This is a genomic window from Paraburkholderia sp. FW306-2-2C-D06C, assembly GCF_058781505.1.
This window is the reverse complement of sequence record NZ_JBYSWU010000050.1, coordinates 24952-36467: the sequence shown is the minus strand read 5'-3', so window position 1 is coordinate 36467 and position 11516 is coordinate 24952. Positions and strand designations below refer to the sequence as shown.

General features: G+C 60.7%; 13 protein-coding genes and 1 tRNA gene. All 14 read right to left on the bottom strand.

Going from position 1 to position 11516, the window contains the following annotated elements; genetic code table 11:
- Positions 1 to 3: 3 nt before the first annotated feature.
- The 14 genes from nuoK to tpiA all read right to left on the bottom strand — a co-directional run bounded on the left by nuoK (position 4) and on the right by tpiA (position 11516).
- Entirely contained in the window at positions 4 to 309 is a 306-nt protein-coding gene (nuoK, locus tag AC3WLT_RS28970; RefSeq protein WP_115102602.1) for an NADH-quinone oxidoreductase subunit NuoK, read from the bottom strand.
- 16 nt (positions 310 to 325) lie between these two features.
- Entirely contained in the window at positions 326 to 1003 is a 678-nt protein-coding gene (locus AC3WLT_RS28965; RefSeq protein ID WP_492595083.1) for an NADH-quinone oxidoreductase subunit J, read from the bottom strand.
- 158 nt (positions 1004 to 1161) lie between these two features.
- Positions 1162 to 1650 carry an NADH-quinone oxidoreductase subunit NuoI gene (gene nuoI / locus AC3WLT_RS28960; RefSeq protein WP_090803773.1) on the bottom strand — a complete coding sequence of 163 codons (489 nt, stop codon included), beginning with the start codon at positions 1648 to 1650 and terminating at the stop codon, positions 1162 to 1164.
- Between the two features lie 15 nt (positions 1651 to 1665).
- A complete protein-coding gene (nuoH, locus tag AC3WLT_RS28955) occupies positions 1666 to 2730 on the bottom strand; it encodes an NADH-quinone oxidoreductase subunit NuoH (RefSeq protein WP_492595082.1) in 1065 nt (354 codons plus the stop codon).
- Complete coding sequence (gene nuoG / locus AC3WLT_RS28950; protein WP_492595081.1) at positions 2731 to 5064, bottom strand: NADH-quinone oxidoreductase subunit NuoG; 2334 nt, start codon at positions 5062 to 5064, stop codon at positions 2731 to 2733.
- Between the two features lie 123 nt (positions 5065 to 5187).
- The gene (gene nuoF, locus AC3WLT_RS28945) at positions 5188 to 6516 is read right to left on the bottom strand and encodes an NADH-quinone oxidoreductase subunit NuoF (protein ID WP_492595080.1); all 1329 of its coding nucleotides are present in this window, start codon (positions 6514 to 6516) and stop codon (positions 5188 to 5190) included.
- Positions 6513 to 6998, bottom strand: coding sequence for an NADH-quinone oxidoreductase subunit NuoE (nuoE, locus tag AC3WLT_RS28940; protein ID WP_006052900.1), 486 nt, complete (start codon positions 6996 to 6998; stop codon positions 6513 to 6515). Before nuoE ends, nuoF begins: the two co-directional genes overlap by 4 nt.
- 131 nt (positions 6999 to 7129) lie before the next feature.
- Positions 7130 to 8383, bottom strand: coding sequence for an NADH-quinone oxidoreductase subunit D (locus AC3WLT_RS28935; RefSeq protein ID WP_492595079.1), 1254 nt, complete (start codon positions 8381 to 8383; stop codon positions 7130 to 7132).
- Positions 8384 to 8392: 9 nt separating this feature from the next.
- Positions 8393 to 8995 (bottom strand): NADH-quinone oxidoreductase subunit C, encoded by a 603-nt coding sequence (locus AC3WLT_RS28930; protein WP_492595078.1) that lies wholly within the window; start codon positions 8993 to 8995, stop codon positions 8393 to 8395.
- Between the two features lie 21 nt (positions 8996 to 9016).
- A complete protein-coding gene (locus AC3WLT_RS28925) occupies positions 9017 to 9496 on the bottom strand; it encodes a NuoB/complex I 20 kDa subunit family protein (protein ID WP_006052903.1) in 480 nt (159 codons plus the stop codon).
- A 62-nt stretch (positions 9497 to 9558) separates the two neighbouring features.
- On the bottom strand, positions 9559 to 9918 hold the full coding sequence (locus AC3WLT_RS28920; RefSeq protein WP_025496704.1) for an NADH-quinone oxidoreductase subunit A: 360 nt from the start codon (positions 9916 to 9918) through the stop codon (positions 9559 to 9561).
- Positions 9919 to 10077: 159 nt separating this feature from the next.
- Positions 10078 to 10162 (bottom strand) — tRNA-Leu (locus AC3WLT_RS28915).
- A gap of 114 nt (positions 10163 to 10276) precedes the next feature.
- Positions 10277 to 10654, bottom strand: coding sequence for a preprotein translocase subunit SecG (gene secG, locus AC3WLT_RS28910; protein ID WP_115102477.1), 378 nt, complete (start codon positions 10652 to 10654; stop codon positions 10277 to 10279).
- 82 nt (positions 10655 to 10736) lie between these two features.
- Complete coding sequence (gene tpiA / locus AC3WLT_RS28905; RefSeq protein ID WP_492595077.1) at positions 10737 to 11516, bottom strand: triose-phosphate isomerase; 780 nt, start codon at positions 11514 to 11516, stop codon at positions 10737 to 10739.

The window sequence follows — 11516 nt, the reverse complement described above, 5'->3', positions numbered from 1 at the left end:
AAATTAACCTTTGAGCTGATCGAGATCCTCGACATTGATCGTGTCGAGGCTACGGAACAGGGTCACCAGAATTGCGAGGCCGATCGCCGATTCCGCTGCCGCAACCGTCAGCACGAAGAAGACGAAGATCTGGCCATGCACGTCGCCGAGGTAATGCGAGAACGCGACGAAATTGGTGTTCACCGCCAGCAGCATCAGTTCGATCGCCATCAGGATGATGATGACGTTGCGACGGTTCAGGAAAATGCCAACGACGCTAATCGCAAACAGGATTGCGCCAAGGACGAGGTAGTGAGCTAGGGTCATGATTTTATCTCCTGTCTGCTCAGCCGTTCTTGCCGGCCGCAGAGTCGGCCGCTGCTGCGGCTTCTTCCGCCGCGAGAGTCGCCGCGGTTTTTTCCGATGCCATCTTCACGACGCGCACGCGATCCTGAGCACGCACCTTGACCTGCTCGCTGACGTTCTGGCGCTTGCTGTCTTTCTTATGACTCGTGGTCAGCGCGATCGCCGCGATGATCGCGACCAGCAGCACGAGGCCGGCCACTTCGAACGCGAAGATGTAGTCGGTGTAGATGATCTTGCCGATGATGCGCGTATTCGACCAGCCGGCCATCCCGTTGGCCGCAGCCGTGGTGTCGCGCAGCGCCGTCGCGGTCGCGCCGTAGCCGTGCCACAGGATCAGCGCGGTCTCGATCACGATGATCGCGCCCACCAGGGTCGCCATCGGCACGAAGCGTTTGAAGTCGCGCCGCAGCACGTCGATATTGATGTCCAGCATCATCACGACGAACAGGAACAGCACCATCACCGCGCCGACGTAGACCAGCACCAGCAGGATCGCGAGGAACTCGGCCTGCAGCAGCATCCAGATCGCCGCCGCGTTGAAGAACGCCAGCACCAGAAACAGTGCGGACGACACCGGGTTGCGCGAGGTGATCACCTTCAGCCCTGATACAACCAGGAGCAGCGCAAAGATGTAGAACAGTACGGTCGTGAATTCCATGATTACCGGTTCATCGTTAGGCCATTGTCAGGCATTGTTCTTTGGCTCGTGCATCTGGCAAAAAAGCCGCACAGTTGCGCCATGCCGCGGCGGTGAGGCCGCAGCGCTCGGCCCGACAACAGGCCGTTTTACGTTTTACTGCACCAAACAGAAGCGTTTCAACGATACGGCGCGTCAGCTGCCTTGTTTGCAGCGATCTCCGCTTCGTAGCGATCGCCAACGGCCAGCAGCATTTCTTTCGTGAAGTACAGATCGCCGCGCTTTTCGCCGTGATATTCGAGAATGTGCGTCTCGACGATCGAATCGACGGGGCAGCTTTCTTCGCAGAAACCGCAGAAAATGCACTTGGTCAGGTCAATGTCGTAACGCGTCGTGCGGCGCGTGTTGTCCGCACGCGTTTCCGATTCGATCGTGATGGCGAGCGCCGGGCACACTGCTTCGCACAGCTTGCAGGCGATGCAGCGTTCTTCACCGTTTTCATAGCGGCGCAGCGCATGCAGGCCGCGAAAACGCGGCGAGATCGGGGTCTTCTCTTCCGGGAACTGCACCGTGATCTTGCGCTGGAACGCGTAGCGTCCCGTCAGCGCGAGGCCTTTGAGCAGCTCCGTCAGGAAGAAGGTCTTGAAGAAGTTTTGGATTGCGGTCATGGGTTCATCCGCCCTTTATTTCCAGATATTCAACGGCGACATGATCCAGAAGCCGACCACCACCAGCCACACCACGCAGACCGGAATGAAAATCTTCCAGCCCAGACGCATGATCTGGTCGTAGCGATAGCGCGGGAATGTGGCACGCGCCCAGATGAACACCGACAACAGGAAGAAAACCTTGGCGACGAGCCAGACGATGCCCGGGACAAACGACAGGAAGCCGAACGGTGCGCTCCAGCCGCCGAGGAACAGTGTTGCAGCCAATGCCGAGATCACCATCATGTTGATGTACTCGGCGAGGAAGAACAGCGCGAACGCCATCCCCGAGTAATCGATCATGTGGCCCGCGACGATTTCCGACTCCCCTTCCACCACGTCGAACGGGTGGCGGTTCGTTTCGGCAATGCCCGAGATGAAGTACACGACGAACATCGGCAACAGCGGCAGCCAGTTCCACGACAGGAAGTTCAAGCCGTAGCCCGCGAAGATGCCGCGTTCTTGCGAAGTGACGATGTCCGACAGATTCAGGCTGCCGGAGGTCATCAGCACGACGACCAGCGCGAAGCCCATCGAGATTTCGTACGAGACCATCTGAGCCGCGGCGCGCATGGCGCCGAGGAACGCGTACTTCGAGTTCGACGCCCAGCCGGCCAGGATCACGCCGTACACACCGATCGACGAAATCGCAATCGCGTACAACAGACCCGCGTTGATGTCGCCGAGCACCGCGCCCGCCTGGAACGGAATCACCGCCCAGACCGCAAAGGCCGGCACCACCACCATGATCGGCGCGATCAGGTAGATCCAGCGGCTCGCCTGAGCCGGCTGAATCACTTCTTTCAGCAACAGCTTCAGCACGTCGGCGATCGGTTGCAGCAAACCTGCAGGGCCGACGCGATTCGGGCCGAGACGCACGTGCATCCAGCCGATCAGCTTACGCTCCCAGAGAATCAGGTAAGCCACGCACAGCAGGATCACGACGGCCACCACCAGGATGCGCACCAGTGCCCACACCGCGGGCCATGCCACACCGAGAAGCTGGGTGCCGCCCGAGTTGATCGTATCGAACAAGCTCATTTACGCCTTCTCCACCACCAGTTCACCGAACAGGCTGCCCAGCGCTGCACCGGCAGGCGTAGCCGCCGATACGCGGACGACCGTCTCCGCAAGATTCGCGTCGCGCACGGCCGGCAACTGCACCGATTGCTCGCCCTGGCGCACGCGCACCGCGTCGCCTTCCTTCAAACCCAGATTGTCGAACAGCGCGGCCGGCAGCCCGACCGAGTTCGCCGCGCGCGCCGCTGCCGTCAGATGCAGCGATTCGGCGCGACGCACCAGCGCGTCCGCGTGATAGATCGGCACGTCGGCGATACGCTCGAACTTGCCTTCTGCCGCCTTCGCTGCCTGGCCGCCTGTAACCGCGACGCCCGTCTTGTTCGACAGACGCGACTTCAGTTCGCCGTCGCCGAGCGCCGCCGCGCGCACTTCTTCTGCCGTGTCGAATTCGAAGCCCGGCACGCCCAGCAGACTGCCCAGCACACGCAACACCTTCCATGCGGGACGGGTATCGCCGAGCGGACGCACGACGCCATTGAACGTCTGCACGGTACCTTCGGCATTGACGAAGGTGCCGGCCGTTTCCGTGAACGGTGCGATCGGCAACAGCACGTCGGCGTATTCGGCGCCCGTCTGGAACGGCGACAGCACGACGACCATTTCAGCCTGCTTCAGCGCGGCCAGAGCCTGCGCCGGATTGGCGGTGTCGAATTCGGGTTCGACGTTCAGCAGCACATAGCCCTTGCGCGGTTGCTCGAACACTTCGCGAGCGTTCAGACCGCCTTCGCCTGGCAATGCGTTGACGAGATGCGCGCCGACCGTATTTGCGGCTTCCGTGAGGAAACCCAGCGTCGCGCCGGTCGCGTCAGCAATCCATTGCGCCGCGGCGTGAATGGCGGCGAAGTCCGGATGACGGACCGCACCGTTGCCGAGCAGCACGAGGCGGCGTTCGCCGGTGGCAAGCGACTTCGCGACCTGTTTGTTTGCGTCTGTCGGTCGCGCGCCGGCAAAGGCTTCCGGCAATGCAACGCCGTTCGCCTCCGAGACTGAGCCGGCGATGCCAGCCAGTGCGTCGAGCCAGGCCGACGGAGCCGCAACCACGCGTTGCGCTTGCGGAATCAGGGCGTTGTCGTTGGTGGCTTGCACGAGCGTGAGCTTCGTGCCGCTCTTTGCAGCTTGACGCAGACGCGCGGCGAACAGCGGATGATCGCGGCGCAGATCCGAACCGATCACCAGTGCGGCGTCGAGGTTCGACAGATCGGCGATCGCCGTGCCGAGCCACGGCGCGCCGTTGACCGGTGCCGAGAAATCCGACTGGCGCAGACGGAAGTCGACGTTAGGCGTGCCGACCGCTTGCGCGAGTTGCTTCAACAGGAACAGTTCTTCGACAGTGCTGTGGGCGCTGCCCAGTGCGGCCAGCGCGTTCGCGCCGTGGTCGCCCTTGATGCCCTTCAGACCCTTGACCACGTAGTCGAGCGCGCTTTGCCAATCGGTCTCGACCCACTTGCCGCCTTGCTTGAGCATCGGCTGCGTCAGGCGTTCCGGGCTGTTCAGGCCTTCATACGAGAAGCGGTCCTTGTCCGAAATCCAGCATTCGTTGATGGATTCGTTTTCGAACGGCAGAACGCGCATCACGCGGTTGTTCTTCACTTGCACCACGAGGTTCGCGCCGACGGAATCGTGCGGGCTCACCGACTTGCGGCGCGACAGTTCCCACGTACGGGCGCTGTAGCGGAACGGCTTGCTGGTCAGCGCGCCGACCGGGCACAGATCGATCATGTTGCCCGACAGCTCGGAGTCGACCGTCTTGCCGACGAACGACGTGATTTCCGAATGCTCGCCGCGGCCCAGCATGCCGAGTTCCATCACGCCGGCAACTTCCTGGCCGAAACGCACGCACCGCGTGCAGTGAATGCAACGCGACATTTCTTCCATCGAGATCAGCGGGCCGACGTTCTTGTGGAACACGACGCGCTTTTCTTCGCTATAACGCGACGACGACTTGCCGTAACCGACCGCCAGATCCTGCAACTGACACTCGCCGCCCTGGTCGCAGATCGGGCAATCCAGCGGGTGATTGATCAGCAGGAATTCCATCACGGCTTGCTGGCCCTTCACCGCCTTCTCGGACTTGGTGCGCACGATCATGCCCGCCGACACCGGCGTGGCACATGCAGGCACGGCCTTCGGCATCTTTTCGACATCGACCAGACACATCCGGCAGTTGGCTGCAATCGACAGCTTCTTGTGATAGCAGAAGTGAGGAATATACGTGTCGACCTTATGCGCAGCCTGGATCACCATGCTGCCTTCAGGCACCTCTACTTTCTTGCCGTCTATTTCAAGTTCAACCATGATGGTCAATCTTCCTTAACCTGTTACCGCTCAATCGTTCGCCCTGTCCATCGCCCGCTTCAGGCGATGAATCCCGCGGTTGACGTGTTCTTCTGGTGCTGGATAGCCAACTCAGCAGCCAACTCAGGCAGCCACTGTTTCCGGCGCCGCTGCCGCACCGGCATGACCGCCGACGAGGCAATGCTTGTGGGCAACGTGATATTCGAATTCGTCCCAGTAGTGCTTGAGCATGCCGCGTACCGGCATCGCCGCCGCATCGCCGAGCGCGCAGATTGTGCGGCCCATGATGTTTTCAGCGACCGAGTTCAGCAGATCCAGATCTTCCGGACGGCCGAGTCCATGCTCGATACGATGCACGACGCGGTACAGCCAGCCGGTGCCTTCGCGACACGGCGTGCATTGACCACACGACTCTTCGTAATAGAAATACGACAGACGCAGCAGCGAGCGCACCATGCAGCGCGTCTCGTCCATCACGATGACCGCGCCCGAACCGAGCATCGAGCCAGCCTTGGCGATCGCGTCGTAGTCCATATCGGTCTGCATCATGATGTCGCCCGGGATCACCGGCGCCGACGAACCGCCAGGAATCACGGCCTTGATCTTCTTGCCGCCGCGGATGCCGCCGGCGAGTTCCATCAGCGTCGCGAATGGCGTGCCGAGCGGAATTTCATAGTTGCCCGGACGCTCGACGTCGCCGGAGACCGAGAAGATCTTCGTGCCGCCGTTGTTCGGCTTGCCGATTTCGAGGTAATGCTGCGGACCGACTGCGAGCAGGAACGGCACCGCCGCGAATGTCTCGGTGTTGTTGATCGTGGTGGGCTTGCCGTACACGCCGAAACTCGCCGGGAATGGCGGCTTGAAGCGCGGCTGGCCTTTCTTGCCCTCGAGCGACTCGAGCAGCGCGGTTTCTTCGCCGCAGATATAGGCGCCGTAACCGTGGTGCGCATGGAGTTCGAACGAGAAGCCCGAACCCATGATGTTCTCGCCGAGGAACCCGGCGCGGCGAGCTTCGTCCAACGCTTCTTCAAAGCGTTTGTAGACTTCCCAGATTTCGCCGTGGATATAGTTGTAGCCGACCGTGATGCCCATCGCGTACGCGCCGATCGCCATGCCTTCGATCAGCGAGTGCGGATTGAAGCGAAGGATATCGCGATCCTTGAACGTGCCCGGTTCGCCTTCGTCCGAATTGCAGACGAGATATTTCTGCCCCGGAAACTGACGCGGCATGAAGCTCCACTTCAGGCCGGTCGGGAAGCCTGCACCGCCACGGCCGCGCAGACCCGACGCCTTGACGTCGGCGATCACCTGCTCGGGCGGAATCTTTTCTTCCAGAATGCGGCGCAGCTGGGCGTAACCGCCGCGCGCCACGTAGTCTTCGAGATGCCAGTTGTCGCCGTTCAGGCCGGCGAGGATCAGCGGTTTGATGTGACGATCGTGTAAAGACGTCATTTCGAAAGTTCCTCGAGCAGCTGGTCGATCTTCTCGCGGCTCATGAAGCTGCACATGCGATGGTTGTTCACCAGCATCACCGGCGCGTCGCCGCACGAACCCATGCACTCACCTTCTTTCAGGGTGAACTTGCCGTCCGCCGTGGTTTCGCCGAAGTCGATGCCGAGCTTCTGCTTCAGATATTCAGCGGCGCTGTCGGAACCGCCGTCCGGGCCGAGCTGGCACGGCAGGTTCGTGCAGAGCGTGATCTTGTGCTTGCCGACCGGCGAGGTCTCATACATCGTGTAGAAGGTTGCGACCTCCTGCACAGCGACTGCCGGCATGCCGAGATAGTCCGCGACGAACTGCATGAGTTCGGGCGACAGCCAGCCATGCTCTTCCTGAGCAGTGGCCAACGCCGACATCACGGCGGACTGTTTCTGATCGGCGGGATACTTCGCGATCGCACGATCGATTTCTTTCAGGCCTTCAGCTGAGATCATTTTCAGACACGACTCTTTCAATTCCTACCGAACGAAAACCTGCCGCTCACACGATGCTGCGACAGACCCGGCGTTCCTTTGCTTGACGCGCGCTTCGGTGCAATCTGAAGACGCGCGCCGATGAATACGTCCTAGCGATCCACTTCGCCGAACACGATGTCCTGCGTGCCGATGATCGTCACAGCGTCGGCGATCATGTGACCGCGCGCCATTTCATCGAGAGCGGACAAGTGCGCATAGCCCGGTGCGCGGATCTTCAGACGATACGGCTTGTTCGCGCCGTCCGAGATCAGGTAGATACCGAACTCGCCCTTCGGATGTTCGACGGCCGCGTAGGCTTCGCCTTCAGGCACGTGGAAGCCTTCCGTGAAGAGCTTGAAGTGGTGAATCAGCTCTTCCATGTTCGACTTCATGCCGACGCGCGACGGCGGCGCAATCTTGTGATTGTCGATCATCACAGGGCCGGAATTCTTACGCAGCCAATCAATGCACTGTTTCACAATCCGCGTGGATTGGCGCATTTCTTCGACACGAACCAGATACCGGTCATAACAATCGCCATTTACGCCGACCGGAATGTCGAAATCGAGCTTGTCATAGACTTCGTACGGCTGCTTCTTGCGCAGATCCCACTCGATACCCGAGCCGCGCAGCATCGCGCCGGTCATGCCAAGTTGCAGCGCGCGTTCCGGGCTGACCACGCCGATGCCGACCAGACGTTGCTTCCAGATGCGGTTGTCGGTGAGCAGCGTTTCGTACTCGTCCACACACTTCGGGAAACGCGTGAAGAAATCGTCGATGAAGTCGAGCAGCGAACCCTGGCGGTTCTCGTTCATCTTCGACAACGCCTTCGCATTGCGAATCTTCGATGCCTTGTATTGCGGCATGGCATCCGGCAGATCGCGATACACGCCGCCCGGACGGTAATACGCCGCGTGCAGCCGTGCGCCGGACACCGCTTCGTACACGTCCATCAGGTCTTCGCGTTCGCGGAACGCATACAAAAACACCGCCATCGCGCCGACGTCGAGCGCGTGCGCGCCGATCCACATCAGGTGGTTCAGCACGCGCGTGATTTCGTCGAACATGACGCGGATGTATTGCGCGCGCACCGGCACGTCGATGCCGAGCAGCTTTTCGATCGCCATCACATAGCCGTGCTCGTTGACCATCATCGACACGTAGTCGAGACGGTCCATGTACGGCACGGACTGGATAAACGTTTTGGTTTCCGCGAGCTTTTCAGTCGCACGATGCAGCAGGCCGATATGCGGATCGGCGCGCTGAATGACTTCGCCGTCGAGTTCCAGCACGAGGCGTAGCACGCCGTGCGCTGCCGGGTGCTGCGGGCCGAAGTTGAGCGTGTAGTTCTTGATCTCTGCCATGGCGTTCTCTTAGTGTTTCAGACCGCCATAGTGATCCTCGCGGATCACGCGCGGCGTGATTTCCCGCGGCTCGATCGTCACAGGCTGATAGACGACGCGCTTCTCTTCCGGGTCGTAACGCATTTCGACGTAGCCGGAGACAGGGAAATCTTTACGGAACGGGTGACCGATGAATCCGTAGTCGGTCAGGATGCGGCGCAGGTCCGGGTGACCTTCGAAAACGATACCGTACAGGTCGAACGCTTCGCGCTCGTACCAGTTGGCCGAATTCCAGATTTCGACGACAGACGGGAGGATCGGCACTTCGTCGTCCGGTGCGAACACGCGCACACGCAGACGCCAGTTGTTCTGCACCGACAAGAGATGCAGCACGGCCGCGAAACGCGGGCCGTCGTATGCGCCGTCGGCGTAGGTTTGGTAGTCGACGCCGCACAGATCGATCAACTGCTCGAAGCCGAACGAGCGGTCGTCGCGCAGACGCGTTGCCACGTTGAGGTAGTCGCCAGCCTTCACGACGATCGTCAACTCACCGATTGCCTCGGTAGTGCTCAGCAGGAGGCCGCCAAAGGCCGCCTCGAGGTTCGCTTTCAGGGTCTCGAGTTTGCTTGCCATATTGTGGGGGAGGCGTTGGCCTTATTGACGGGCGATGGTGTTGGTGCGGCGGATCTTGGCCTGCAGCTGGATCACGCCGTACACCAGCGCTTCCGCCGTAGGCGGGCAACCCGGCACGTAGACGTCGACCGGCACGATCCGGTCGCAGCCGCGCACCACCGAATAGGAGTAGTGGTAGTAGCCGCCGCCGTTCGCGCACGAGCCCATCGAGATCACCCAGCGCGGCTCTGCCATCTGGTCGTAGACCTTGCGCAGAGCAGGCGCCATCTTGTTGCACAGCGTGCCGGCGACGATCATCACGTCCGACTGACGCGGACTGGGACGAAACACCACGCCAAAACGGTCGAGGTCATAACGGGCAGCACCCGCATGCATCATCTCGACCGCACAACACGCAAGACCGAACGTCATCGGCCACAAGGAGCCAGTGCGCGTCCAGTTGATCAGCTTGTCAGCCGTGGTGGTGACAAACCCTTCCTTCAAGACCCCTTCGATACTCATTTGCTTTCCACTCCAGACGGGGTGGCAAGCCAGGCCACCCACGCAAACCGGCGATTAATCCATCATTCCCAGTCGAGGCCGCCCTTTTTCCAGATATAGGCGAAGCCCAGCAGGAATTCGAGCAGGAAAATCATCATCGCCATGAATCCCGTCCAGCCGATGTCGCGCAGGGCTACACCCCACGGGAACAGGAACGCGGTTTCAAGATCGAAAATGATGAAGAGAATGGCGACGAGGTAGTAGCGCACATCGAACTTCATGCGCGCATCTTCGAATGCTTCGAAGCCGCACTCGTACGGTGCGTTTTTCTCGGTATCGGGCTTGTTGGGACCGAGGATCTTGCCGATACTGACCAGTGCTACGCCTAAACCGGTGCCCACAATGAGGAACAACAAGACGGGGAAATAGGCTGCGAGGTTCAAGACTATCCTCAATCGGTTGGTTCTGAGTGCCGTCAGGAGCATAGCACCTCTGACGCGAAATCACTTCGGGATGCTCAACGTGGCAGGCCCAACGCAAGCAGCGAACCAGAAGTGAAAATGCCAGCCGGAGCGAAGCAAGCGGCTGGCATTCGATAACATTGGTGCCGACGGCGAGACTCGAACTCGCACAGCTTACGCCACTACCCCCTCAAGATAGCGTGTCTACCAATTTCACCACGTCGGCACTGCATGCAATCCGGGAAAACAACTTATAAAACCCGCGAATCGCTTCAAGACTTGAATTGTAACTTGTTCAAACAGTTTGTTCAACGCACAAAAGGCACTTTGAACGAAAAATTTATTTCGGTACGTCCTGGCCCGGGACGGATGCAGCCGACGCCGGCAATGCAGCCGAAGCACCTGCCGGCGCGGATGCAGCGGAAGCCGCGACCGGCGCAGTCACCGCCGCGCCCAGCAAGCCTGCGGAGGGTTTCGCACGATACGCACCGAGATACGTAAGTGTCAACGTAGTGACGAAAAACACCGCCGCGAGAACCGCTGTTGTACGCGACAGAAAGTTCGCCGAACCCGTCGCTCCGAACAGGCTGCCCGACGCGCCGCTACCAAAAGCAGCACCCATATCGGCGCCCTTGCCGTGCTGCAGCAAGACGAGGCCGATGACCCCGAGCGCCGACAACAGCTGAACGACGATAATCAATGTTTTCAAATACAGCATCACACTCACCTGAGTCTTTATTTAACCGCGCCACACGAGGTGTGCCGCGCGGGATGGGGTCATCCTCGCCGAGGCGCCCTGCTTAACCGGCGACGCTTGCCGCGCCTGCCGCTTTGCAGATCGCCAGGAAATCCTGGTCTTTCAACGACGCGCCGCCGATCAGGCCACCGTCGATATCCGGCTGACAGAACAATTCTTCCGCGTTCTCCGGCTTCACGCTGCCGCCATACAACAGCGGCACATCCGCAACAGCCGCGCCCTTTGCCGCAAGACGCGAACGCAGAAATGCGTGAACGGCCTGCGCCTGCTCCGACGTCGCGCTCTTGCCGGTGCCGATCGCCCACACAGGCTCATACGCAACAACGATACGCGCCGCCTCTTGCGTCGACAATTTCGCCAGCACTTCATCCAGTTGCGCGCCGACCACCTGCTCGGTCGAACCGGCCTCGCGCTCTTCGAGCGTTTCGCCGACGCAAACGATCGGCGTCAAGGCCGCTTCCAGTGCACGCTGAGTCTTCACCGCCACCAGTTCCGCGCTTTCGCGATGGTAGGCGCGGCGCTCCGAATGTCCGACGATGGCCAGCGACGCGCCGAAATCCACGACCATCTGCGCAGCCACTTCGCCGGTATAGGCACCGTGCGTGAACGCGGACAGGTCCTGCACGCCCCACACGACCCGGCTGCCTTCCAGCAACGATTGCGTCTGTGCAAGATACGGACACGGCACACAGACGCCGACACGCACGTCGGCCGGCAATTCGCCGGCGCCCTGCGCTACCGCCTGCAACAGCGTGGCGTTATCGGCGAGGCGCCCGTGCATCTTCCAGTTACCAACTACCAGTTTGGCTCGTTGTTTCGACAT